This window comes from Halomonas denitrificans (assembly GCA_019800895.1).
GTDB lineage: Bacteria > Pseudomonadota > Gammaproteobacteria > Xanthomonadales > Wenzhouxiangellaceae.
Genome location: JAHVKF010000002.1, coordinates 566,966 through 592,638, shown reverse-complemented (window position 1 = coordinate 592,638; position 25,673 = coordinate 566,966). Strand labels below are relative to the sequence as shown.

General features: G+C 67.1%; 17 protein-coding genes. 5 read left to right on the top strand and 12 right to left on the bottom strand.

From position 1 onward, the window contains the following. Nucleotides 1-2: 2 nt before the first annotated feature. The 8 genes from KUV67_06675 to KUV67_06640 are packed head-to-tail and all read right to left on the bottom strand — an operon-like array spanning nucleotide 3 to nucleotide 15,620. On the bottom strand, nucleotides 3-1,901 hold the full coding sequence (locus tag KUV67_06675) for a hypothetical protein (GenBank protein ID MBY6204559.1): 1,899 nt from the start codon (nucleotides 1,899-1,901) through the stop codon (nucleotides 3-5). A 4-nt stretch (nucleotides 1,902-1,905) separates the two neighbouring features. After that, nucleotides 1,906-3,789, bottom strand: a complete 1,884-nt coding sequence (locus tag KUV67_06670) for a hypothetical protein (GenBank protein MBY6204558.1) — start codon at nucleotides 3,787-3,789, stop codon at nucleotides 1,906-1,908. After that, the gene (locus tag KUV67_06665) at nucleotides 3,786-5,702 is read right to left on the bottom strand and encodes a hypothetical protein (protein MBY6204557.1); all 1,917 of its coding nucleotides are present in this window, start codon (nucleotides 5,700-5,702) and stop codon (nucleotides 3,786-3,788) included. Before KUV67_06665 ends, KUV67_06670 begins: the two co-directional genes overlap by 4 nt. A gap of 7 nt (nucleotides 5,703-5,709) precedes the next feature. Further along, a complete protein-coding gene (locus KUV67_06660; GenBank protein MBY6204556.1) occupies nucleotides 5,710-7,530 on the bottom strand; it encodes a hypothetical protein in 1,821 nt (606 codons plus the stop codon). Further along, complete coding sequence (locus KUV67_06655; GenBank protein ID MBY6204555.1) at nucleotides 7,527-9,425, bottom strand: hypothetical protein; 1,899 nt, start codon at nucleotides 9,423-9,425, stop codon at nucleotides 7,527-7,529. The genes KUV67_06660 and KUV67_06655 overlap by 4 nt, the downstream gene beginning before the upstream one ends. After that, nucleotides 9,422-11,557 carry a hypothetical protein gene (locus KUV67_06650; GenBank protein MBY6204554.1) on the bottom strand — a complete coding sequence of 712 codons (2,136 nt, stop codon included), beginning with the start codon at nucleotides 11,555-11,557 and terminating at the stop codon, nucleotides 9,422-9,424. The genes KUV67_06655 and KUV67_06650 overlap by 4 nt, the downstream gene beginning before the upstream one ends. Further along, a complete protein-coding gene (locus KUV67_06645; protein MBY6204553.1) occupies nucleotides 11,554-13,440 on the bottom strand; it encodes a hypothetical protein in 1,887 nt (628 codons plus the stop codon). Before KUV67_06645 ends, KUV67_06650 begins: the two co-directional genes overlap by 4 nt. Next, on the bottom strand, nucleotides 13,437-15,620 hold the full coding sequence (locus tag KUV67_06640; protein ID MBY6204552.1) for a hypothetical protein: 2,184 nt from the start codon (nucleotides 15,618-15,620) through the stop codon (nucleotides 13,437-13,439). The genes KUV67_06645 and KUV67_06640 overlap by 4 nt, the downstream gene beginning before the upstream one ends. A gap of 277 nt (nucleotides 15,621-15,897) precedes the next feature. On the opposite strand from KUV67_06640, the gene KUV67_06635 reads away from it, so the two are divergent. Then, nucleotides 15,898-16,488: a hypothetical protein gene (locus KUV67_06635; GenBank protein ID MBY6204551.1), complete on the top strand. Its 591-nt coding sequence runs from the start codon at nucleotides 15,898-15,900 to the stop codon at nucleotides 16,486-16,488. Nucleotides 16,489-16,533: 45 nt separating this feature from the next. Here the strand turns inward: KUV67_06635 and KUV67_06630 are convergent, their stop codons facing one another. Then, nucleotides 16,534-17,058: a gamma-glutamylcyclotransferase gene (locus tag KUV67_06630; GenBank protein MBY6204550.1), complete on the bottom strand. Its 525-nt coding sequence runs from the start codon at nucleotides 17,056-17,058 to the stop codon at nucleotides 16,534-16,536. 25 nt (nucleotides 17,059-17,083) lie between these two features. Beyond that, nucleotides 17,084-18,064 (bottom strand): glutathione S-transferase family protein, encoded by a 981-nt coding sequence (locus tag KUV67_06625; protein MBY6204549.1) that lies wholly within the window; start codon nucleotides 18,062-18,064, stop codon nucleotides 17,084-17,086. A gap of 297 nt (nucleotides 18,065-18,361) precedes the next feature. On the opposite strand from KUV67_06625, the gene KUV67_06620 reads away from it, so the two are divergent. The 4 genes from KUV67_06620 to KUV67_06605 all read left to right on the top strand — a co-directional run bounded on the left by KUV67_06620 (nucleotide 18,362) and on the right by KUV67_06605 (nucleotide 23,143). Further along, nucleotides 18,362-19,732, top strand: coding sequence for a DUF1800 domain-containing protein (locus KUV67_06620; protein MBY6204548.1), 1,371 nt, complete (start codon nucleotides 18,362-18,364; stop codon nucleotides 19,730-19,732). Nucleotides 19,733-19,760: 28 nt separating this feature from the next. Next, nucleotides 19,761-20,999, top strand: coding sequence for a DUF1501 domain-containing protein (locus KUV67_06615; GenBank protein ID MBY6204547.1), 1,239 nt, complete (start codon nucleotides 19,761-19,763; stop codon nucleotides 20,997-20,999). Nucleotides 21,000-21,105: 106 nt separating this feature from the next. After that, the gene (locus tag KUV67_06610) at nucleotides 21,106-22,332 is read left to right on the top strand and encodes a cation:proton antiporter (protein ID MBY6204546.1); all 1,227 of its coding nucleotides are present in this window, start codon (nucleotides 21,106-21,108) and stop codon (nucleotides 22,330-22,332) included. A 61-nt stretch (nucleotides 22,333-22,393) separates the two neighbouring features. Next, nucleotides 22,394-23,143: a flavodoxin family protein gene (locus KUV67_06605; GenBank protein ID MBY6204545.1), complete on the top strand. Its 750-nt coding sequence runs from the start codon at nucleotides 22,394-22,396 to the stop codon at nucleotides 23,141-23,143. Between the two features lie 51 nt (nucleotides 23,144-23,194). Here the strand turns inward: KUV67_06605 and KUV67_06600 are convergent, their stop codons facing one another. Then, nucleotides 23,195-24,034 (bottom strand): hypothetical protein, encoded by an 840-nt coding sequence (locus KUV67_06600; protein MBY6204544.1) that lies wholly within the window; start codon nucleotides 24,032-24,034, stop codon nucleotides 23,195-23,197. A gap of 129 nt (nucleotides 24,035-24,163) precedes the next feature. After that, nucleotides 24,164-25,480 (bottom strand): NAD(P)/FAD-dependent oxidoreductase, encoded by a 1,317-nt coding sequence (locus tag KUV67_06595; protein MBY6204543.1) that lies wholly within the window; start codon nucleotides 25,478-25,480, stop codon nucleotides 24,164-24,166. Nucleotides 25,481-25,673 lie beyond the last annotated feature (193 nt).

Sequence of the window (25,673 nt, the reverse complement as noted above, 5' to 3'; positions counted from 1 at the left end):
GCTTACCACTCCTTTGCCGGGAATTCGATGACTGGCTCCGGTGGCCAGCTTGCCTCGGCTTGCTGCAGACGCTGGGCAAAGTTCGGTGTCGCAGCCAGTTCGAACGGCGCGCCGCAGAGGCAGCTGTAGACCGCGTTGTTCAGCACGATGCCGCCGCCCGGACGCGCGTCGATGCGCGCCGCGAAGCGGTTGGCCGCTTCCCGGTCGCCGATCATGGCCGCAACCACCATCAATGACTGATCGTTGGCGTCGTCGCTGGCACGGAATTCATCGGCATACGCTCTGGCGACATCCAGGTTGCCGGCGGCCGCTGCCACAACCAGCTGCTTCGGGAATCCCCACCAGCCGTCGTTTCCGCTTGCATCGCGAACGGTCGGATGATCGAAGTCCCGAATCGCCAGTCGTGCCCAGTACTCGACGCTGTCGATCCACGCGTAGGCGATGCCTTGATCGATCGCGCTCTGCGCCAGCTCGATCGCGCGTTCCGCTTCTCCGATCCAGAGATTGGCGTAGGCATGGTGGAAGATGGTCAGCGCGTTCAAGGGGTCGCACAGGAGTTGCTCTCGCGTTTTGTCATAGGCCGCTTGGGGGTCGCCGAGCGAAGTCGCGAACTCGTGCGTCCAGTTCGAAAGCGGACAGTCCCCGGGTTGCATCGCGCGTTCGAGCGCCCGGCCGAGTCCGGTCCAGTCGTCGCGGAAAATCCTGCGCTCGACGTCGAGGATGTCGCGCTGATTTCCCGGCCGAGCGGTCTCCCAGGCCTTGTCGAGTTCGTCGCGCAGTGCCTGGAGCGCGTCTTCGGCCTCGTTCGGATGCTGCTCCGCGCGCATGGCCGCGGCCGACGCGTACATCGTATGGGCCAGGGCATCGGCCTTGTAGATCACCGCGGGAACGAAGCCGGGCGAGATCTCCAGCGCTTGCTCGAAAAGCGGTGTCGCGGCGGCCAGCTCCAGTTCGATGGTCGAGATGTCCTCATGCGCGTCGATGAAGATCTCGCGGCCCTTCTGAAAGGCGATGAACGTGTCCAGGTCGTCGATGCCAGCCTGCCGCATCCGTTCGAGCTTGTCGTCGTCGAGGATCACGTCCAGCGCGTCGGCCACGTTGGTGGCGATGTCTTCCTGAACGGCAAAGATGTCTTCCAGCTCGCGGTCGTAGGTGTCCGACCACAGATGGAAGCCGTCTCGAGCGCGAATCAGCTGGGCGGTGATCCGCACCGTGTCTCCGCCGCGTCGTACCGAGCCTTCCAGTACGTGGCCGACGCCGAGCATCTCCGCGATCTGCGGCACCGGCAGGTCCTGGTCCTTGAAATGGAACGTCGATGTCCGGGCCGTGACCAGCAGCTCGGGAAGCTGGGCCAGCGAGTTCAGGATTTCCTCGGTCAGGCCGTCGGCGAAATAGCCGTCGTCCTCGCCGCTCGACATCGCGCGAAACGGTAGAACCGCGATCGATGCGCGCTGGTCCGATGAAGAATCGAGCGTATGTCCATTGGCCGTGGGCTCGACCGGAGTGGTCGACGAGGCAGTCGGCGAGCTTGTCGCGTTTCCTTCGGCGGGTCCGCCCGAATGCGGCAGCGTCGCGAACTGATAACCGGCAATCGCGATCACGGCGACCAGCAGGACGATCAGAAGCCGGTCCTGTTTGCGAAGCGACGGCGGCGCCTCGCCCGCCGCCAGCGCTTCGGTTCGACGCACGCCGTCGGGAGTCACTTCGAAGGCCCAGGCCAGCAATACAGCCAGCGGGAAGCCGAGTGCAAGCAGCAGCAGGATGACCTGCATTACCCACGGCGGCGCAGCCGTGTTGTCCAGCACCAGGTCTGCGACTTGCGCCAGACCCCAGGCCACGACTGCATAGGCCGCGGATACGCGGAAGACCTTTCTGCGCTTGAGTTCTGCGATCAGGCTCATTGGGTCACTCGCATTCGAAGTCGTCCTCGCCGGATACCGAGACGACCGGTCGGCACTGGGGCGGGAAGCCGTGCTCGCGCCAGTATTCGTCGATGTTCAGTGTTTGGATGCGTTCCCGGAACAGTTCGGACTGACGGTACTTCGTATAGGCGTCCGACCAGATCAGCACGCTGAACGGCGTCATCTCGAAGCCCCCGCCCAGGGGAACCAGCAGCAGCGCCGGACCCGCGTAGGCCACCTTGATTTCGACGCTCTCCTTCGCCCAGGCGTCCAGCTCTTCGGCCAGCGCGCTGTGGTCCGCGTCGAGGTTCTGCCAGGCGTCCCAGAGTTCGTCCTGGCGATTCCAGCCCGGCAGGTAGTAGGGCAGGTTCGCGGCGAACAGGAAATGCGCCTTCAGGCCGAAGTGGGCCAGCAGCTCGAAGTTGGTCCATTGGGTGGTCACGGCGCCGGTTTCGAGGGCGTTGAGATACGCGGCCATTGCGTCGTCCATGCGGCCGAGGCTGACCAGCGTGTCGTAGATATTCTCGACACAGGGCGCGTAGTACGGGTCGTCCTCGGCGCAGCGCGTGAACTGGTCCAGCGCGGCCTCGAGTTCGCCGGTTTCGCCATAGGTCACACCCAGCCAGTTGCGGGCCGAGGCGTTCTTGGGATCGAGGTCGATTGCCCGTTCCAGGTCGCCGATGATCGAAGCGATGTCGAACGCTTCCCGAAGCTCGCGCCCTTCCTGGATTCGATTGAACGCCAGCACGGCGGGGGCCAGGCTGTTGTCGGGGTCGGCAGCGATCGCCCGGTCCGAGTACTCTTCGACGCGCTCGACGGCGGCGGCTCGGTCCATTCCGATCTGGCCGTACTCGTTGTCGAGCATATAGATCGCCGCGCGGATCGCCCAGGCTCCGGCGAAGTCCGGATCGAGCGTGACCGCCTCCGCCAGCATCGCGTCGGCAACGTCCATGTTGTCGCGGGCATTGAACAGGGAGCGGGCCTGGAGGAACAGCTCGTAGGCATCGAGGCTTTCCGTTCGCTGGGCAACGGCGGGCCGCGCCGTGTCCGGCAATTCGATCGATTCGCGCAGCGCCGTGACAATGGCGGTCGCGATCTCGTCCTGGATCGCGAACACGTTCTCGACCGTCAGCGAGCGGTCGTAGGTCTCCGACCACAAGTGCTTGTCGGTCTGTCCATCGATCAGCTGGGCCGTGATCCGGATCGTGTCGCCGGCCTTGCGCACGCTGCCTTCCAGCACGTGACGGACGTCCAGCTCGTTCGCGATCCCTGGGATCCCGACATCGCGCCGATCGCGGAAACGGAACGCCGAGGTCCGGCTTGCAACATCGAGTCCTTCGATCCGAACGAGCACGTTCAGGATCTCTTCGGCGATGCCGTCGGAGAAATACTGCTGGTCGCTGCTCGGCGAAAGGTCCTCGAAAGGCAGCACCGCGATCGAGGCCGGGTTGACCCGATCTTCAATCGTTCCTTCGACTTCGCTTGCCGCCGTGTCGGGAGCCGGATCCGCAGCCACCAGGCCTGGCGCGGGTTCGGCCGCTCGCTCCGGCATCATCCGGTCCGCCATCAGCAGACCGATGGCAAGCACGGCGGCGATCAGCGTGGCCCAGTTCAGCTTGTGCTCCGTCTGCCGCTTGGTGCCTGGATCGGACTGCGCGTTCTTGTCCAGCTTCAGGCCGTCCGGCGTCAGCTCGAACACCCAGGCGAAAACCAAAGCCAGCGGAAACCCGAGCACCAGCACCAGCACGATCGCGCGGATCGTTGCGTCCGGAACTTCGAACACAGGCAGCAGCGTCTCCGCGACCTGCACCACGACCCAGGCCGCGACGATGTAGAACAGGGCGATCCGAAAGACATTCCGGCGCTTGAGCTCGGTGATCAGGCTCAATCGGCACCTCCGCATTCGAGTCGTTCCACGCCGCCCTCAACGATCGGTCCACAGTCCAGCGGGAATCCATGGATCCGCCAGTAATCGACAAAGCCCAGCTCGCGGGTCCACGCGAAGAAGCCCGGATGCTCCCGGAGCGCGACCATGGACGGCATCCAGGCGCTGTGGAGGATGGAGTAGCGAGGTCCGGACACTGACCCGTAAGCCTCGGCCAGCGCGGTGTCGATTTCACCGAGCACGAGCCCGGCATTCGTTCGGAAGAAGTCGGCCAGGCCATCGGCCAACAACTCCGGGTGACGCTCCATGAGCTGTTCCAGCGTGTACCTTTCCGTCAACCCCTCGATCAACGCGGATTGAAACGCCGCATCTCCGTCGATCGCACTGCGGACCTCGTCGAGAAGCTCGATGGCCGCCGTGGTGTCGCCGGAATTGGCCGCCTCGATGACCAGCACGGTGCTCCAGAACGTCAGTGATCCGCTCAGCTCGACGGCGCGTAGGGCGAAGCGGCGTCCGGGTTCCTGCCGTCCCAGAACCGCATGGGCAACACCCAGATACCCATTGTTGATGGCGACGAGCGGGTCCTGCGCCTGCGCTTGTTCCAGTACGTCGAATGCTCGCTCCGGCAGGCCCAGCTGCAAGAGATTCAGTCCGAGCCACAAGCGTGCGGTGCTGTCCGGAGAGACTCGGGAGGCCGCAGACTCGAGCATGGCCAGACCCTCCTCGATCGAGACCCTGTTCCCGGCATCGAACAGCTGTTGCCCCTTGATGGCCTGAGCGATGACGTTTTCGGGGTCGAGCCTCAGGGCGCGATCCACGGATTCGGCGGAGCTGCGGGTCAGGGCCTCCTGGTCAAGTTCCGTTGGGTAGCCACCATCACCCACCACGTATTCGGCAGCGGCCAGGAACGCCCAGGCCTGCGCGAAGTCGGGGTCGGCGTCGACCGCTCCACGGAGGTCACCGATCGCTTCGTCCAGCATCACTCGCTGGTAGAAACGCGATCGACCCCGAAGGAAATCCTGATAGGCGGTCAGGTCGTCCGTGGGCGCTGCGACGTTGACCGATTCCGTGTCCAGGATGCTGGCCAGCGCTGTGGTGATCGACTCGGCGATCTCCTCCTGCACGGCAAAGATGTTATCGAGCTCGCGGTCGTAGCTGTCCGACCACAGGTGGGCATCGTTCGAGGCGTCGATCAGCTGGGCCGTGATGCGAACCCGGTTGCCCGCCTTGCGAACGCTGCCTTCCAGCACGTGACCGACGTTCAGCTGTCGGGCGATCTCGGGAATCGGCGTCCCGCGTCCCGTAAAAGAGAACGCCGACGTGCGGGAAGCCACCCGCAGGCCCTCCACGCCGGCCAGCACGTTCAGGATCTCCTCGGAAATGCCCTCGGCGAAGAAGGCGTTGTCCGGGTCGGGGCTCATGTTCTCGAAGGCCAGCACCGCGATCGATGAGCGATCGGCCGGCTCGGGAGTAGCGACGGCTGCCGATACGCTGTTCCTCGCATCCTCGGAAATTCTCTCGGGTGGGTCGGTTGGCGCGCTCGCCGGCTCGACGTCCGGGCGGGTCGATTCGGGCAGCATGCGATCCGCGACCACCACTCCGATCGCCAGCACTGCTGCGATCAGCGTGGCAAGGTTCAGCTTCCGGGATGTCTGTCGTTTGGTATCCGGATCGACCCGCTCGACATTCTTGTCGCGCTTCAGTCCCTCCGGTGTCAGCTCGAAGGCCCAGGCAAACACCAGCGCGGGCACGAAACCCAACACCAGGATCAGCACGATGGCCCGTAGCGCGCCGTCGGGCACGTCGAAGATCGGCAGCAGCGTCTCGGCGACCTGCACGATCAGCCAGGCCGAGACGATATAGAACAGCCCGACCCGGAAGACGTTGCGGCGCTTGAGTTCGGCGATCAGTTGCATCGGGGCCTCAATCGCATTCGAAGTCGTCCTCGCCGGCGTCGTTCAGGATCGGCCGGCATTGCGGCGGATACTCGTGATCCCGCCAGTAGTCCGGCACACCGTGGGCGTGGAGCATGCGCTTGAAGGCTTCGGAGTTCCGCAGGCCGGGGAGCGCAGGGTGCCAGTGCAGGAGGGTCGTTTCGGATGTTTCGTCCATGTCCGCTGCAAGGTCGTAGGCGCCGAGCGTCAGGTAGTGCAGGGCGTAGTGCCGACGAAGCGGCTCCGATTCCGCGATCGCGTCGCGTACGTTCCCGGCAGGACGTCCCGTGCGTTGGAACTCGAGCATCGCCCGCTGCCAGTCCGGCGAGAGATCGTCGGCGGTCATGAGCAGCATCGCTTCGGCACGCCGGCCGCGTTCGAGCAGCGGCTGGATGAAACTTATGGACTGGTTGGTCACGAACCCGTTGCCTACACCGACCAGGAACGCGTCCAGCGCTTCGTCCGACCGACCGGCGAGCTGCAGCGCGAGCGCCTTGAAGCGTCGGCAGTTCTCGTAGGCAGGGTCGATCGCAAGGCAGCGATCCTGCGCTGCGATCGCGCGATCGAAGAATCCGAGGCTGGTCCACTGGATGCTTCCCCAAAGCAGAGCCGATGCATTGTCCGGATCGGCGTCGAGGGCGCGCTGGATCAGGCCCAGTGATGTCTTGAAATCGATCGGCCGCTTAGTGAATTCGAGCAGGCCTCGGACGGCCCACGGCATCGAGAGGCCCGGGTCGAGTTCGAGAGCTCGGTCCGCGGCGGTCGCGGCCAGCTCTCGATACGGACGATCGACAAAGCCCCAATCCTCGATGACGGCACCGACCGCGGCCATGCCTTCCCATGCACGGGCGAAATCGGGATCGATTTCCACCGCGCGTTCGAACAAGGCGAACGCCTCCGGAAGGTCGGAGCGATCACGGAACATCTCGCGTGCTCGCAGATAGATTTCGTAGGCATCCAGGCTTTCCGTGTCCGAGGCGACGCGGACTTCGCCCTGGATGTCGAGCCCCAGTTCGTTGCGCAGCGCGTCGACGATGGCCTGCGCGATCTCGTCCTGGATCGCGAACACGGTATCGGCGCTCAGTTCGCGGTCGTAGGTGTCCGACCACAGGTGTGCATCGGAATCGGCACGAATCAGCTGGGCGGTGATGCGGATCCGGTTGCCGGACTTGCGGACCGAGCCCTCGAGCACGTGGGCCACGCCGAGCGCCTCGGCGATGGTCGGAATCGGTTCGCTGGGATCCTTGTAAAGAAACGACGAGGTGCGCGAGGCGACGCGGAGGCCGTCGATGGCCGCCAGGACGTTCAGGATTTCCTCTGCGATGCCGTCGGAAAAGTATTCCTGATCGCCGATCGGCGACAGATCGGCAAACGGCAGAACGGCAATGGACGCTGCAGAAATCGTTGAAGTGTCCGCACCTGCCTCGCCTGCGGTTGCAGCAGGCGTCGCCGTGGGTTCGATCGCGGGATCGGCCATCCGGGTGAGCTGGAACCCGGCCACCACGATCACGGCGAGCAGCATGCCGACCAGCAGGTAGTCGGGTGCGGCCATCGCCGGCGCCCGCTCGTTGCCCCCGAGCGATTCGGTGCGCTTGACACCTTCGGGGGTGACCTCGAACGCCCACGCCAGGATCACCGCAAGCGGAAACCCCAGGGCCAGCATCAGCAGGATCACCTGCATCACCCACGGCGGTGCGGTGGTGTTCTCGAGCACCAGGTCGGCCACCTGCGCCAGGCCCCAGGCCACGACCGCGTAGGCGGCGGCCACGCGAAAGACCTTTCTTCGTTTCAGTTCGGCGATCAGCCTCACCGTTCCGCCTCCGGGCACTCCAGGTGCCGGCCTGCGGGCCCATCGACCGGCCGGCAGCCGCGCGGATAGCCGTGCGACTCCCAGTATGCGACGCGGCCGCGGCGTTCCATCAGTTCGAAGTAGCGCGGGTCTTCCCGGAGCCACTCCATCGCGGGCAGCCAGGCGCCCATCGCGATCGCCCACGGACGATTCGAGTCGTACGGGGCCGACTCCAGTGCCAGCGTCGCGCGATCGAACAGCAGGGACGCAATGTCGGCATCCCCGTAGTCCTGCCACTCCGACAGCAAGTCCGCCCGCAACGAGGGATCATGGATCGCCGCGAGGATGGACTCGTCCTCTGCGGTTTCCCGGATCGAGCGCTCGTCACGGTCGCGCGTGCGCAGGCGGTCGATCAGCCCACCAAGCAGGTCCGCCGCGCGTTCCGGCCCGTGGGCATGAAAACGATTGACGACGAGCAGGTCGCCCCAGAAGGACAGCCCGTCGATCCCTGCGGCGACCAGTGCGAGCGGTTCGGCTCTCGATATCTCCCCCTGCGCAGCGAGGGAAACGGCCAGTGCGCCGCTGTTGATCCCGACCAGCGGATCCATTTCGCGGGCTTCGACGAGCAACGGTTCCGCGCGTTCGGGATGGCCCAGTTCCATCCAGAGCAACGCGAGCCAGAGCCGGGGCGTGGTGTCGGGCGCGGGCATCGCGACGGCGCGCTGGAGCAGTCGGACACCGTCCGCGACCGCCCCGGGACGTCCCGAATCTGCAGCGATCTGGCCCTGGACCGCGAGGGCGATCGGGATTTCCGCGTCGAGTTCGGATGCGCGGGCCGAGGCCAGACCCGCAAGGCGCGTCATTTCGTCACGATCGTAGTCGGATTGGTAGGCGCCGTTGCCGTGCAACCAGTACAACGCGGCCAGAAAGGCCCAGGCCTCGGCGAAGTCATCGTCCTGCTCGACCGCGGCCCGCAGATCTTCAACGGCTTCATTGAGCTCGATTCGACCGAAGAAACGCGAGCGTCCCCGCAGATAGAGCTCGTACGCATCCATGTCGCGGGTGGGGGCCGTGACGTCGACGCTGCGCGTACCGAGAACGCTTTCGAGTTCGCCGGTAATCGCCCGGGCGATCTCTTCCTGCACCGCGAAGATGTCGTCGAGCTCGCGGTCATAGACTTCCGACCAGAGGTGGGCGTCCTCGGTCGCGTCGATCAGCTGTGCGGTGATCCGGACCCGGTTGCCGGCCTTGCGGACGCTGCCTTCCAGCACGTGGCGCACGTCGAGCTGCTCGGCGATCTCTGGGATCGGCGTGCTGCTGCCCTTGAACGAGAACGCCGAAGTGCGCGACGCGACCTTGAGCCCGTCGATGCCGGCCAGGATGTTCAGCAGCTCTTCCGAAATGCCGTCGGCGAAGTATTCGTTGCCGGCATCCATGCTCATGTTCTCGAAGGCGAGGACCGCGATTGAAGTCGCGTGTGATCCATCATCTGGCTCTTGCGAAGTTTCCGGAGCGTTCTCGAGCGGGGCTTCGGGCTCTGCAACCCGGGCCGTCTCGTCCACCGCGCCGTTGCGGTCGTGCAGTGTGGATACCTGGTAGCCGGCGACGACGATCACGGTCAGCATCAGGCCGATGAACGCATACTCGGAGACCGGAAGGCCAGCAGCCCGCTGACTGTCGCTGGCAGCTTCGGTTCGCTTCACCCCGGCGGGCGTGACTTCGAACGCCCACGCCAGGACCACCGCGATCGGAAACCCCAGGGCCAGCATCAGCAGGATTACCTGCATCACCCACGGCGGTGCGGCGGTATTGGCCAGCACGAGGTCGGCGATCTGCGCTACGCCCCAGGCCACCACAGCGTAAGCCGCGGCCACGCGAAAGACTTTCCGTCGCCGGAGCTCGGTGATCAGGTTCATCGGACCGCATCCTCGCGCGCATGCCGCGCGATCAAGGCCTGGAAGGCCGGGTCGTCAACGTGGCGGTCAAAGGCCGGGTCGAGGATCAGGCCGTGGATGCTGTAGTACTTCATCGTTCGCCCGAGATAGGCTTCGACGGCCTCGATGACGGTGGGTGTTCGAGCGACCTGTGCGAGTGCGATGGCACGCGTTCTGAGGACTTCCCCATGAATCATTGCGTCGCGACTCGGGACGTGCCCGGACAGGGAGCGATCGAAGGACCGGACTGCATCCTCTTCTCGGCCGATCAAGGCGAGCGCCAGGCCGCGAGTCGACCAGGCTCGGTAGTCGTTGGGCCGCTGCTCCAGGGCTCGATCGAGCACGCCCAGTGCCGACTCGGCCTGCTGGACTTGCCGTTCCGCGTCGCCGCGAGCGGAGGCGAGCCGCGACTCGAGCAGTGCGATCGGGTTGAAGGTGAACTGGTCTTCGATGATGTCGAATTCCTCATCGAGCTGCGCGAGCTGCTGTTCGGCGAACGCGTAGTCCCGCGCGAGGAAGGGCCAGTAGAACCGGTCGATGTAGTTGAACAGGGAGAGGCCGATGTTTCCGCCGACCGGCAGGCGACGGAGCTCCGCGATGGCGTCGTCGGCGTTCGCGCGCAGTGCGAGTTCGGCGTAGGGCAGGTTCAGCAGGGTCGAACGCGGCACGGCGGGAATCTCGACCAGGCGTTCGTGCCAGCCCCGCGCGTTTTCGAGATCGCCCAGCAGCCAGTGCGTTTCGAACAGGGTCTGGAGCACCTCGATCGATCGCGGGTCGAGCAGCGCCGAGGTCGTGAGCGACGCAATCGTCGCCTCCGGCTGGTTCGCCCGTCGCTGTATGTAGGCCCGGAGCATGAAGATGCGCGCATCGCCAGGCAGCCGAGCCTCGGCGTCTTCGAGTGCGGCCAGCGCGCCTGCGTAGTCGAGGTCGGCCCTGTACAGGTGCTCGGCCCGCGCCATCTGAAGAATGGGATTGTCCGGTTCGAGGCGCAGGGCGCGATCGATCCATTCGCCGCCCAACTGCCGATCGGCGTCCCGGCGGGACACGTACCAGTACAGGTTGGTGTACTCGCGGCCGAGTTCACCCATCGCCGTCGCGAATTCCGGATCGTACTCGAGGGCCTCGCGGTAGAGCGAGATCCGCTGGCGAATGATCGGTTCGGAAATCAGATCGTCGCTTGAACGGGCGCGGAGGTAGGCGTCGAAGGCCTCAGCGCTGCGCGTCACGGCGGATCCACTGGTTGGTTGCGTAGTGCTCGACAGCGTTCGCCCGAGTGCGCGGGCGATGGCGGTCGCAATTTCGGTCTGGATGTCGAACACGTTTTCCGGGGTCAGTTCGCGGTCGAAGGTGTCGGCCCACAGGTGGGCATCGGTCTCGGCATCGATCAGCTGGGCGTTGATCCGAACGCGCTGGCCGGCACGCTGCACCGCGCCCTCGAGCACGTGGGCCACGCCGAGCTCGTTGCCGATCGTGCGTAGCGTCTTGGTCGTGCCGCGGTACTGCATCACCGAGGTGCGCGAGATCACGGTCAGCTGCGGATTGCGAGAAAGCTCGGTCAGCAGGTCGTCGTGGACGCCGTCGACGAAATACTCGGTGTCCGGATCGGAGCTGCGGTTCGTGAACGGCAGGACCGCGATCGATCCTTCGGGTGCGACGAGGTTGTCGACTGGGGTGTCGTGCGATTCGGCCGGGGCAGGATCGGCCGTCGTGGTCGATCCCGACGGAGATGCAGATTCCTGCACGGTTGGCGTATCCGACGCATCCGGCGACAGCAGCGCCGGTGCCAGGTGCTGGCCGACCATCAGCAGCATGACCAGGACGACGGCGCCGAGCGTGACCACATCCAGTCGACGGGCCTGCGGGCTGACATCGCGCTGATTGCTGCCGTCGTCGATCCGGATGCCCTCGGGGGTGACCTCGAACACCCAGGCCAGCGCCAGCACCGGGATCACGCCGAGCAGCAGCAGTGCGATCAGGGCTTTGCCGACCCACTCGGGTGCGCCGGTGAAGCCGAGCACGATGTCGGCGACCTGCAGCGTCAACCAGCCGATCACGACGTAGGCCGCCGCCACTCGGAAGATGTTGCGCCGCTTGAGTTCGGTCCAGAGGCTCATCGATCGCACTCCAGCTTCCGGTCCGGGCCGAAACCGACCGGCCGGCAGTGATCCGGTGAGCCGTGTTCGTTCCAGAAATCGATCAATCCGGCCTGCTGGGCGTAGTCGATGAAGGCCGGGTGCTCGCGGAAGGCCTCGTCTGCCGGGGTCCAGATCATCATCAGCAGGATCTGCCGCGACGGCGGCTTGGGTCGAAGCGCTTCGCGCATTGCCGCATCGGCGAGTCCGAGGTTCAGCAACAGCGGCGTCCAGTCGAGCTCGGGCCGGGCGTCGATTGCAGTCCGGATGCGTTCGGCGACCGCGTCGATCTGCGAGCGGTCGCCGAAGGCCGGTGCTGCATCGCGGTAAATCGGCAGCGCGGCCGGGTCGATGCGCCCGTCGGTCTCGATCCAGTGTCGATAGGCTTGCTCCGCCGTCTCGCCGAATCCATCCCGATTCACCGTCAGCTTCAATTGCCATGCGCTGGCCGGCCCCTGCCAGCCGAGCGCGTGTGCTTCGGCCAGGTGGTTCTCTGCCGAGCCGAATTCCCCAGCGGCGATCTCGGTCGAGCCGAGCCAGCCGAGGTGGATGCCGCTCAACGGATCGAGGCGGCGGGCCCGGTCGAAGGCCTGCCGAGCAGCGCTCAGGTGGCCGCCCTCGAGCAGCGTCAGGCCCTTCCACATCCACGTGTTGGCGTTGTTCGAATCTTCGGCCAGCGCTCGATCGGCCAGCGAAAGCGATTCGCTACGCTGACTGCGGTCGGCGGCCAGGCGGGAGCTGACGGCCAGCGCCGTGGGCTCGTCCGGCACCAGGGCAAGCGCCCTTGAGGCGGCATCGGATGCGGCTTGCCGGGTGGCGGCCACATCGGCTTCCGCGAAATAGGACGGAAGCACGTATTCGACGGCGGCCAGCTGCGCCCAGGCTTCGGCGAAGTCCGCGTCGCGCTCGGTTGCGCGCTGCAGCAACTCGCGCGCGGGCATCAGGCTGGCACCGCGCTGGGCGAACAGTTGGCGAGCGCGCAGGAACAGTTCGTAGGCCTGCAGGTCCTCGGTCGCTCGGCGCACCTCGACGGTGCGGACGCCCAGCGATTCGGCCAGCGAGTCGGCGATCGCCTGGGCGATTTCTTCCTGCAGCGCGAAGATGTCGGCCACTTCTCGATCGAAGGTTTGCGACCACAGGTGCTGATCGCTCTCGGCGTGGATCAACTGCGCGGTGACCCGGACCCGATCACCCTGGCGCCGCACCGATCCATCGAGAACGTGCGCGACGCCCAGTCTTCGACCGATCTCTCGGGCGCCGGTCGATCCGTTACCGAAGACGAAGGAGGACGTTCGTGATGCCACTCTCAGGTTGTCGATGCGCGAGAGCACATTGAGAATCTCTTCGGCCATGCCCTCGGCGAGGTAGGCATTGTCCGGATTCGGGCTCATGCTGGCGAACGGCAGGACGGCGATCGAGCGCGGATCTGCGGCCGGCGGCGGCAGTGGTTCGGGCTGCGGCAGCGTCGGCAAGGGCCCGGGCACTGCCGGAAGCTCGGCCACCGGCAGGTCGGCCGGTTCGATCAGCACGAACTCGCGCAGGGCGGACAAGCCCAACGCGCCGAGAATCAGGACCACGGTCAGCTGGTCGAGGCGCCGCCCTGTGCGCGCGTTCTCCGGATTGTCGCCCTGCGGGCCGCGATCGAAACGAAGCCCCCTGGGCGTCAGTTCGAGTAACCAGGACAGGACCAGTACGGGGAGCAGGGCGATGCCCAGGCCGAGGATCAATGCCCGGATGGCTTCGTCCGGGAAGCCCAGGTACGGAAACAGCAGGTCGGCGATCGCGATCAGCAGCCACGACAGCGCCAGCCAGGCCAGTCCGGCCCGGATCACGTTGCGGCGCTTGATCTCGGCCCAAAGAGTCACGGCATGCGCGCGTCCGGAGGAAGGGAAGCTTGCAGGCTCTCGCGGAGATCGCGCGCGCGGTCGACTGCGGCCTGGAACGCGGGCAGATCGCGCAAGGTCTCGAACGCGGGATCGCGTAGAAGGAACCACTCGGGAATCGGTTCGCCCTGTCCGAAGCCCTGCAGGATCAGGTCGATGGCTTCTTCGTGGTCGCCCTGCAGCGCTGCGAATCGCGCGAGGGCAACGTAGTAATTGAGGTCGTTGACCGCGATAGCCTTCGCGTCGACCAGCAGCTCCAGCGGCCGCCGGGCCTGCTCGAGGCGATTGGGATCGGGAGAAAGCTCAAGCGCTCGCTCGGCAATCTCGAGTCCGGCCAGTTTGTGCACGTGCTGCAGCAGCACCGGCTCGTCGGGGGTATAGCCGCTCATCCGCAGCGCCTCGGTGAAGTGCCGGCGTGCCTCCGCCCAATGGCCCAGCCCGATGGCCGCTTCGCCGCGCATCCGCGCGCCGGTGTGACCGCCGCGAAGATCACCGACTTCACGTAGCGACTCCCAGTCCTGCTGCCACTTGGCCAGCTGTTCGCGCGGATCGAGTTCCCAGCGATTGTCCTCGCCTCGGGCGCGGGCCTCGGCGATCCAGGCGCGGGCCGCCGTCTCGTCTTCGAGCACGATGCTCATCTCGGCCATCTGCGACGCCGAATAGGGGTCGCCCGGCCGCTGAACGTGGACCTTTCGATAGGCGTCGAAGGCGCCCGAAAAGTCGCCGGTGCCCATCTTCAGGTTGCCCAGCTCTTCGAAGGCGTAGTCGTTATCGGGCTGCTCGGCCAGCAGCTCGGCGATCAGCCTGCGGCTCTCCTCCGGCTCGCCTGCGACCTGGAGCTTCGCCGCCAGCCGCATCCGCATGAACGGTGAGAGCGGGTCGAGCTCGACGGCACGACGATGGACTTCGATCATTCGCTCGAGCAGGCCCATGTCGCGGAGCACGTCGCCGTACAGGTTGTAGGCGGTGACGTAGTTCGGGTTGAGTTCCAGCGTGCGCTCGAAGTACTCGCTCGCGCCCTGCTTGTCGTCGTAGTAGCGATCGAGCACGAAGGCCATCGCGGCGTGCGCCTCGGCGGATTCTTCATCGAGTGCCAGCGCGCGCCGGGCCGCCTGCTCGGCCTTCGGGTAGGCCTCCGACGACTTCACGCCGCCGTAGTCCTCGAGCCAGACCCAGGCATTGGCGATGCCGGCGTGTGCGGCAGCGAAATCGGGATCGATCGCCAGCGCGGCCTGGAACTGCTCGATGGCGCGCAGCAGTCCATCGCGCGTGGGCTCGCGCGCGAGCTCGCGACCGCGAAGATAGTGGTCGTAGGCTTCGACGTTGGTGGTGCGCGACGCAGTCTCGGCCTCGACATCGAACTGGAGCCGTAACTGCTCGACGATCGCGCCGGCGATCTCGTCCTGGACCGCGAAGATGTTCTCGAGTCGACGGTCGTAGCTGTTCGACCAGAGGTGGTAGCCGTCCGCGACGTTGATCAACTGCGCCGTCACGCGCACCTGGTCGCCGGCCTTGCGGACCGAGCCTTCCAGCACGGTCTCGACATTCAGCGCCCGGCCGATCTCGGCGATGTCGGCTCCGGTGCCCTTGAACTTGAACGACGAGGTGCGCGCGGCGACCTTGAAGTCCTCGATCCGGGCGAGCAGGTTCAGCAATTCCTCCGAAACGCCCTCCGCGAAATAGGCCTGGTTGGCCTCGGGACTCAGGTCCTCGAAGGCCAGGACGGCGATCGAGCGCGCCGGCGGAGCCAGCTCGTCCATCGTCTGCGCCGGTGCCGGACCGGCCTGAGGTCCAGAATTTGCGCCGTCCCTCGAAGTCGATCCGCCGAATCGATCGACGGCCAGCAGTCCGATGGCCAGCACGGCAATAACCAGCGTCGCGATATTGAGCTTCTGCGAGACCGGTCGCGCGGAAGCGACGGCGTCGGCTTCCGGCCTCTCGCGCCTCAGCCCGTCCGGCGTCAGCTCGAAGATCCAGGCGAAGACCAGCGCCGGGACGAAGCCCATGACCAGTACGACGATGATCCCGCGGATGAACGTGTCCGGCACGCCGAACACCGGCAGCACGGTCTCGGCGACCTGCACCAGCAGCCAGGAACTGACAATGTAGAACAACGCAACGCGGAACACGTTGCGGCGCTTGAGCTCGGAAATCACGCTCATCGCGCGCGGCCGCGCTTCCGCTGCGAGCGAGCGGTAGTCCTGGATGGATCCCCGGATTCCGAGAAAGGCATCTCAATCTCCCTCAGGCGCCGTCCGAGTCGTGCTGGTGCAGCGGCTCGACGGGCCTGGCCCCCAGCATAGCCCAGCGCCGAGCGGGGCGAAAGAAAAACGAGAACTCCATCACGCTCGGCGCGACCTCGCATTGCGGGCGTGGCGGGGCGCCGGTATCGTTGACGTAAGGACAAGGCAAGGTCATCCACCCACAGGGAGTCGCGCCATGACGGAACACGACCAGCAAACGGCCACCTCGCCGGATCCGGACGATCGTCCGAAGGACGGGGCAGGCAAGGGCTACGTCGAACACGTAAGGGACGTGCTGACCCGCCCCGACACGTTCTTCGACGGCAGCCATCGCAGCGGCAATACCAACGCGATGATCGACCTCGGCGGGTTCCTCGGCGTGTTCTTTCTCGCCACGATCGTATCCCGCACGTTCGGCTACACGGGCTTCGACTTCGAGTTCGGCCACCTGCTCGACGGCATCAAGGCCGTGCTGGTGATCGGAATCCCGATCGGCGCGCTGGTGTTCGCCTGGAATGCGCTCGGCAAGACCCGCGGGCTGGATTTCTACCTGGAGAAATTCGGCGGCGCGCTGGTGCTGTCGACCCTGTTGCTGCTTCTTGCGCTCGTGCTCGATGTGCTCGATATCCGCATCCAGAGCTGGTTCCGGGGCCTGGCGATGGTGTTCGTCTACATCGGCGTATTCGCGATCACCTATGCTCATGCCGTGCCGGGCAAGCTGAAGTCCGCGGCGGCCTTTACCGCAGCGTTCTACATCCTCTATCGCTTGCTCGGCCTGCTGTTCTGATCGGTTTCCGGATCGGAGCGGCCGGGTGACCCGGTTCGAGGAGGGTCAGCCCCGCTTGCCAACGCGCAGGTTCCGGTTGCGGCGGGGCAGGTCGGCGTCGGTGATCGCGGGAGTGCGGACCAGTCGGGCGATCCAGTGATCGGGCAGCCCGTGTTCGCGGGCACCCGCCACGACGAAGCGCTTGTACCAGTCCAGCGGCCGCAGGTCGGGGTCGATCGGAATCGCCCGATAGGTCCGGGCATGCCGGGTCCGGCCGTTGAGGCGGATGCGCACGGCTTCGGCCGTGTAGCCGGTGCCCAGTTCCTCGTGGAAATCCAGCGCTGGACGTTCGGCACGCCGGATGCGCCAGGCCACGCCGTGGACCCGATCGGCGGCTCGGCCGATCGCCGGTGCCGCGGGTACGACGTCGCACTTGCCCGTGCCGTCGCTGCCGATCTTGTGCCAGGCCAGGCGGTGGCCGGGGAGGATCGCGTTGCCCGCCTTGCGCGCCGAGGGGCAACGCGCCAGCAGTCTCGCCGTCATCAGGTTCGAGCCGTAGGCGAAGTACAGGAAGGTGCCGCTTGGGGTCACGGCGGACGCCGGCGACCGGCGGGCCTCAGGCGAAGCGGTCGCGGTCGTGCGGGCGGTGGTGGTCCAGCGCCGGTCCGACCGGGACCACGCCCGGTGGGTTGATCATGTCGTGGCTGCCGTAGTAGTGCAGCTTGATCGCGTGGAACTCGCAGGTCTCGGACACGCCGGGCACCTGGTAGAGGTCGCGCACGTAGTTCGACAGGTTCGGATAGTCCTCGATCCGCCGCAGGTTGCACTTGAAATGGCCGACGTAGACCGGGTCGAAGCGGACCAGTGTGGTGAACAGGCGCCAGTCGGCTTCGGTGATCCGGTCGCCGCACAGGTAGCGCTGCTCGGCGAGTCGCTTCTCCAGCAGGTCCAGCGTTTCGAACAGCGGAATGACCGCTTCCTCGTAGGCCTCCTGGGTGGTCGCGAAGCCGGCCTTGTAGACGCCGTTGTTCACGTTCGTGTAGACCGTCGAGTTGATCTCGTCGATCTCTTCGCGCAGGTCCTCGGGATAGAAGTCGCCGTCCTTCGCGCCGATCCCGTCGAAGGCCGAGTTCAGCATCCGGATGATCTCGGCCGACTCGTTGTTGACGATCGTTTCCTTCTTCCGGTCCCAGATCACCGGCACCGTGACTCGGCCCGTGTAGTCCGGGTCGGCGGCCGTGTAGACCTGGTGCAGGAAGGTCGCGCCGTGGATCGGATCCGGCTGCACCTTGTAGCCCGGCTCGAAGGTCCAGCCGTTCTCCTTCATCAGCGGGTTGACCACGGATAGCGAGATCATGTTCTCCAGGCCCTTGAGCTTGCGGAAGATCAGGGCGCGGTGGGCCCAGGGACAGGCGTAGGCAACGTACAGGTGATAGCGACCCGCCTCGGCCTCGAAGCCGCCCTCGTCGCCCGGCCCGGCCGAACCGTCAGCGGTGATCCAGTTTCGGAACGACGATGCCTGGCGCTTGAAGCGGCCGCCGTTGGCGTCGGTGTCGTACCACTTGTCCTTCCACTCGCCGTCGACCAGCAGGCCCATGGCCGTTCTCCTTCGAAGAATTCATGCGCTCCGCGCCGCGGAACGAGGTGCAGCGAAAGCGGTGATGCCCTCGCCAAACTGGTTTCAAGTGTAACAATCCGCGTCGCTGGACGGGCGGCGCGAAGTTGCACGGGGAGCCCCGGAAGCGTAGGGTTCAGGGGACGAAATCCACCGAATCGGCCGCCCCGTGTCAACCCGACGGGCCGGGTGGACGTTGATTCCGGTAGTGGGGCCGCGCTGCGCCACCGGCGACCGGCCGCGCCACCCGACGAGCCACCGCAGAGGAGCGAACCCGACATGATTCCGGTGCTGGACCCCGTCTCCGAGCGCGCGCGCATCCTCCGCCTGGTCGAGCGCATCACCTACGGCGCCGACTCCGGCACCGTCGACGTGGCCGAGCAGCTCGGCTACGAGGGCTTCGTCGAGTGGCAGCTCGATCACGAGGCGATCGACGACGGGCCGATCGAGGCGCTGTTGATCGACGCGCTGCCGACGCTCTCCATGACCCCCGAGGAACTCGCGCGCCACATCTTCATCGAGGAGAACTTCGGCGCCGCCCAGCGCGACCTGGTCATCGCGACGATGATCCGCCGGGCGTTCAGCCCGCGCCAGCTCTACGAGCGCATGGTCGAGTTCTGGTCGGACCACTTCAACGTGCCTGCGCTCGATGTCGTCGGCGGCTACTACAAGGCGCTCGAGGACCGCGACATGATCCGGCCGCTGGCGATGACCCGCTTCGAGGACCTGCTGCAGTCCAGTGCCCGAAGCCCGGCGATGCTCGAATACCTCGACAACGCCAACAATACCGCCGACGGCCCCAACGAGAACTACGCCCGCGAGCTGATGGAGCTGCACACGCTCGGCGTCGACGGCGGCTACACCGAGGACGACGTCAAGGAGCTCGCTCGCGTCTTCACCGGCTGGACGATCCGCCAGCCTGCCGAGTTCCTGTTCAACGGATTCACCCACGATCCGGGGCCGAAGACCTTCCTCGGCGAAGAGGTGATCGGCTCCGGCGAAGCGCAGGGGACCAACGTGCTGCGCACGCTGGCCAACCACCCGTCGACCGCCCGCTTCATCGCGACCAAGCTGCTGCGCCGCTTCGTCGCCGACGATCCCGACCCGGCGGTGATCGACGATGTGGCGCAGGCCTTCAGCGACTCCGGCGGCCGGGTGGTCGACACGATGCGCGCGCTGCTGCTGCACCCGCAGGTGGCCGACACCATGGCCTTGAAGTTCAAGCGGCCGAACGAGTTCACGGCCGGTGTGCTGCGCCGGCTGCAGCCCGACCCCGGCACCGACATCCTCGGCCGCATCTACAACGCGCTGGCCGCGTCGGGCCAGGTCCCGTTCGGCTGGCCGGCGCCCGACGGCTACCCCGACGACCGCGAACACTGGCAGTCGACCACCGGGTTCCTGGTCCGCTTCAACGCCGCCTACGAGTGGGCCCGCGGCCTGGTCGACGCGTCGCCGCTGATCCGCGCGGCCGCCGAGCAGGACAGGATCAGCGACATGGCCACGGTGTTGATCGACGGTTTGCGCCCGGCCGGCGTGACGGCCCGGACGCGACGCATCCTGATCCGCTACGCCAACGGCCTGCCGGCCGATGACCGCGCGCCGGCGATGGCGGCCTGGCTGCTGGCCGGGCCCGAGGCCCAGTGGCGATGAGCGCACGACCGACCCCGGAGAGTTGGACATGACGCTGGACATGAAACGACGCACGTTCCTTCAGGCCGCAGCCGTGACCGGCGGAGTGGCGCTTGCGCCCCGCTGGGCGAGAGCGGCGGTCAAGGACCTGGGCGCCGGCGATCGGCTGGTGGCCATCTACCTGCGCGGCGGTGCCGACGGACTCACGGTCTGTCCCCCGCTGGGCGAGAGCGCCTACTTCGACGCCCGCCCGACGCTGGCGGTGTCCGAAGCCGACGCGCTCCCGCTCGACGGCTTCTTCGGCCTCCACCCGGCCGCCGGCGGCCTCAAGGACCTGTTCGACGACGGCGACCTGGCGGTGATCCACGCCGCCGGACTGCAGACCGCCGAGCGCTCGCACTTCGAGGCCCAGGCGACCATGGAGCAGGGCATCGACGCCGGTGAGCTCAAGCCCGGCGACGGCTGGATCGGACGCTATCTCGCCGAACTGGCGCCCAGCCTGCCGCTGGCCGCGGTGGCGCTGGACCAGGCGGTGCCGCAGTCCATGGTCGGACCCGTCGACGCCCTGGCAATCGGCCGGATCGACGAGTTCGAAGTGGCGCTGAACCCGCTCGACCGGTCGGCGCTGAAGGCCGTGTATGCCGCCGATCCGCTGCTGGCCGAAACGGCCAACGGCGTGTTCGACGCCTCCGATGCGCTGGTGCCCGTGGCCGCGATGCCGCCGGGCGAGGGTTATCCGCAGGGCCAGCTCGGCGGAGCGCTGGCCGACTGCGCCCGGTTGATCAAGGCCGACGCGGGGCTGCAGGTCGCGGCGATCAACGGCGGCGGCTGGGACCATCACGACGACCAGGCCGATCAGATCGACCCGCTGCTGGCCGACCTGGCAGGATCGCTGGCGGCGTTTCGAGACGATATCGGCGAGGCCTGGAACAGCACCACCGTGGTGGTCATGACCGAGTTCGGCCGCCGGGTGCGCGAAAACGCCTCGCTGGGCACCGATCACGGCCACGCCGGGGTCATGTTCGCGGCCGGCGGCGGTGTCAACGGGGGCCAGGTCTACGGCGACTGGCCCGGCCTGGACCCGGCGGACCTGTCCGACGGCCAGGACCTGCGCGTGACCACCGACTACCGCCAGGTGTTGGCGGAGCTGCTGGTCCAGCGGCTCGGCGTGACCGACCCGTCGCCCGCGCTCGGCGGGTGGGAGCCCGGCGCATTTCGCGGCCTGTTCCAGCCGATTGCCGCAGCGTCGATGGCCGGGACGAAGCGCGGGTCCGGCCGGCTCCGCTGAACGCGGCCCGCCGTCCTCCGGTGTTCGTGCGCTGACGTCCGCCTCGGTGGCGCCCGGCAGACGCGACGGCTAGACTCGAAGCCGGTCCAGCCGGCACGGGTCCTCCATGAATCACGGCATCGCGCTGCTGATTGCGCTCGCGTTCCTCGCCTACGCTCTGTGCACGCGTCGGCTCGGCCGCACGGTGCTGACCGGCCCGCTGCTGTTCGCCGCCCTGGGCTTCGCGCTCGGACCGGCCGGCCTGCACTGGATCGATTTCGGCGCCGACCCGGCCTCCGGCCACGGCCTGCACGACGGGCCGCTGTTTCTCCTTGCAGAGATCACCCTTGTGCTCGTGTTGTTCACCGATGCGGCGTCCACCGATCTCGGGACGCTCGCTCGGGTCCGCTCGATCCCCGCCCGGATGCTGCTGGTCGGCCTGCCGCTCGCCGTCGCCCTGGGCACCCTGGGCGCAGCATTTATTTTCCCCGCGCTCTCGATCTGGGAGGCCGCGCTGCTCGCGGCGATCCTGGCCCCGACCGATGCGGCGCTCAGCCAGCCGGTGATCGATAACGAGGCCGTGCCGTCGCGCATTCGCGCCGCGATCACCACCGAAAGCGGCGTCAACGACGGCCTGGCGCTGCCGGCGGTGCTGCTGTTCGCGGCACTCGCCGCCGGCGCCAACGAGCAGGGCGCCGCGGGCTGGGCCGGCTTCGTCACCCAGCAACTGGTGTTCGGTCCCCTGGCCGGGGCGCTGATCGGCGGCGGTGGGGGCTGGCTGATCCAGCGCGCCTGGAACGCCGGTTGGATGGACGAGTGGGCAGAGGGTCTCGCTGCGCTGACGATCGCGCTCTCGGCTTTTCTGCTGGCTGAAACCCTGCACGGCAACGGCTTCCTCGCCGCCTTCGTCGGCGGCCTGGCCATGGCGCGGATGCTCGGCAAGCGGTGCCGCTACGCCTACGAATTCCAGCAGTCCGAGGCCCATATTCTGGTGCTCGGAACGTTCTTCCTGGTCGGCGCGCTGATGCTGCCGGCCGCCGCCGAGCACTTGACCTGGTGGTGTGCGGTCTATGCCCTGTTCGCGCTGACCGCCATGCGCATGGTGCCGATCGCCTTGAGCCTGCTCGGGACGCGCCTCGACCCGGCCACGGTCGCGTTCCTGGGTTGGTTCGGGCCGCGCGGCCTGGCTTCCGTGCTGTTCGCCCTGATCATCCTGGAGCGCGCCGACGTGCCGAACGAGGCGCCGCTGCTGGCCGCCATCGCGCTGACCGTGGCGCTGAGCATCGTGGCCCACGGCGTGAGCGCCGCGCCGCTGGCGCGCCGCTTCGGCCGGGCGCATCGGGACGCATCGTGAGCCCTGCAGGAACCCGCGGACCTCTCATTGCCATCCGTCCCCTGATCGAAGGAGTCCGACCATGAGCCTCAACGAGAAGCAGCAAGCGCTGTGCAACGACAGCCCCCACGACTTCAGCGACCTCAAGGCGCTGTTCCTCAACTGCAGCCTGAAACCCTCGCGCGAGTTTTCCCACACGGAGGCGCTGATGTCCGTGAGTCGATCGATCATGGACGCCTGCGGCGTGACCACCGAGCTGGTCCGGGTCGCCGACCTGCATCTGCCGCCCGGCGTCCAGCCCGACATGCGAGAGCACGGCTTCGACCGCGACGACTGGCCGGAATTGAGCGAACGGGTGATGGATGCACACATCCTGGTCGTCGGCACGCCGATCTGGCTGGGCGAAGTCTCGTCGGTCTGCCGCACGCTGATCGAGCGGCTGTACAGCGAATCGGGCAAGCTCAACGACAGGAACCAGTCGATCTACTACGGCCGGACCGGCGGCTGCGTGATCACCGGCAACGAGGACGGCATCAAGCACTGCGGAATGGGCATCCTCTACGCCTTGCAGCACCTGGGCTACACGATCCCGCCGCAGGCCGACGCCGGATGGATCGGCGAGGCCGGGCCGGGGCCGTCCTACGCCGACGAGGACTCCGGCGGGGTCGAAAACGACTTCACCCAGCGCAACACCACCTTCATGACCTGGAACCTGATGCACATGGCGCGGCTCCTGGTCGATGCCGGCGGGCTGCCGTCGCACGGCAACGACCGCAAGGCCTGGCGCGCCGGCTGCCGATTCGGCTACGAGAACCCCGATTACCGGAATTGACGGGACCGGCCCCGGACGGGTCCCGGCGCCGTCGTCGCCGGTGCCGGTGCGTCAGCCCATCCCGTCGGCCAGCGCGCGAAGCTGATCGGCCGCGCCGGCGATCCGGTCGGCCTCCGCCCCCGGCACTTCGACCGGTGCCAGCTCCGGCCACAGGTCGGCGAGGCTGGAGATCACCACGGCGGCTTGCGCCGTCGCACTGCGCTCGACGTCGGAGGTGGCGGCAATCTGGCCGACCCGCTCGAGCGCGATCTGCGTGAATCCCCAGGCGTCCTGGTACTCGTGTTCGTTGGCGACCACGCCGTCGACCACGCCCACGGCGTACTCCTCGGCCGCGGTCTCGAGCATGTCCGCCACCGCGCGAAGCTCGTCGGCCGCGCTCGCATCCACGCCGCGCTCGATCGTCTCGATCGCCTCGTCGATCTCGCGCCAGGCCTCGGTCACTTCTGCGCCGTCGGCGCCGGAATCGACCGCATCCTTCAGCACCGTCAGCCGGTCGTCGAAAGGCTGGAAACCGCGCGCCTCGATCGCCGGCTCCAGGCCGGCGTAGAGTTCGTCGCGCGGGTGCTTCATGTGGGTCGCGGCCATGTCCCGGTAGTCGTTGATGTACAGCGCGTGTCCCGCGTGCAGGTGGCCGCGGATCAGTCCGAGCCGCGACAGGAATGCCACATCGTCGGACGCCAGCGCAGGCGCCTCGTCCGTCATCCCGCTGGCGGTTGCGTAGCCGGAGGCCATGTCGTTCATGCCGCCGGAGCTCTCCGTCGCTGCCGACTCCGTCGAGTCGCTTTCGTCCTTGTAGCCGTTTTCGTTGTAGCCGTCGCCGTCGCCGCAGCCGCTCAGCAACAGCCCCGCAAGCAGGGCCAGGACAAGCGAACTCGTGTTCGATCCGGTCATGAATCGTCGTGGCATTTAGTGAATCCTCGGGTAATCGCGATCCCCCAGCCTACGGGTCGCGATGATCGCTTCGTGAAGCGGGGTGTCGGTCGCGCCGCCGCCCGGGCGAGGGTGGTCGGGGGTTCCGGCTCAGTGCAGCTTCAACCTCGGACGCGTTCGACGCCCGATCAGGTCGGAGCCCCACAGCATCAGCGCGCGGAACGAGCCGTGCAGCGCTCGTTGATGCGAGCGGTACAGCATCCGGTAGCTGAACCGCGCGGCCCAGCCTTCGAAGTTCACGTTGCCCATCAGCGCGCCCATCAGCGTGCCCACGGCGGTGTCGTCGAGGGAAACCAGCGACCCCCGGTCGCGATAACGATAGTGTTCTAGCGTCTTTCCGGCCAGGTAGCGCGGCAACTGCGTGGCCAGGAACCTGGCCTGCTGGTCCGCCGCCTGGGCCCGCGGTGGGACGAACCCGCCCCCGTCCGAGTCGAGCGGACAGGCCGCGCAGTCGCCCAGTGCGAAGATGCGTGCGTCGGTCGTGGCCTGGAGCGAGCGCTTGACCAGGACCTGGTCGCGCCGGTTGGTCTCCAGCCCGTCGAGATGGCCGAGAAACGCCTGCCCGCGGATCCCTGCGGCCCAGACCGTGAAGCGGGCCGGAATCATTTCGCCGCCTTCCGTTCGAACGCCCTCGGCGGTGACTTCGGACACGGCTTCGCCGGTTCGGACCGCGATGCCGCGCTCGGTCAGCTCCTTCTCGGTGCTCTCGGCCAGCTCCTCCGGCAGCCCGGGCAGCAGCCGAGGAACGCGCTCGAGGAGGGTCAGCCGGGTGTCCTTGACCGTGTCGATACCGACCGCGCCGTACTCGTTGAGCTCGCGGCGCATCTTGTCCAGCTCCGCGGCCAGTTCGACCCCGGTGGCTCCACCGCCGACGATCGCAACGTCGAGGTCGCCCGGTGCGGGGCTCGCTTCCGTCTGGCCGGCTCGCAGGTAGGATTCCAGAAGGCTGCGCCGGAAGCGCTCGGCCTCGGTGGCCGAGTCGAGGCGGTAGCAGTGTTCGGCCACGCCCGGGACGCCGAAATCGTCGCTGATACCGCCGACGGCCAGCACCAGAACGTCGTAGGGGAGGTCTCGCGACGGCACCGTTTGGCCGTCGCCGTTGCCGTCCAGCGGTTCGAGCTGGATCGTGCGCCGCTCCTTGTCCAGGCCCTGCATCCGCCCCCAGACGAAGCGGAAGTGATGTCGTCGGGCGTGCGCGAGGTAGTTGCACTCGTCTTCGTGGATGTCCAGCGTGCCGGCGGCAATCTCATGCAGCAAGGGCTTCCAGACGTGGGTCAGCGTGCCGTCGACCAGGATCACCTTGACCTCCGGATCGCGACGATACCGGTGGCCCAGGCGGGTGGCCAGCTTCAATCCGCCCGATCCCCCGCCGACGATCACGATCCGCCTGGCTGATTCGCTCTTCATGTCGCGCACTCCGTTGCCCGATGCCGCATCTTAGGCGCAGCCTATGAAAACGCCGTGTCGCGTCCTTCCGGCCTCCCGAACCGGAGCCCGGCGATCGTTGCGGTGGTTGTCGAGCACTCCGGCACTCACCGGGTCCCGGGCGACCGAGGTAAGCCCCGTCAAGGTCCCTCGCCCCGCACTCGATGAGGGGTCC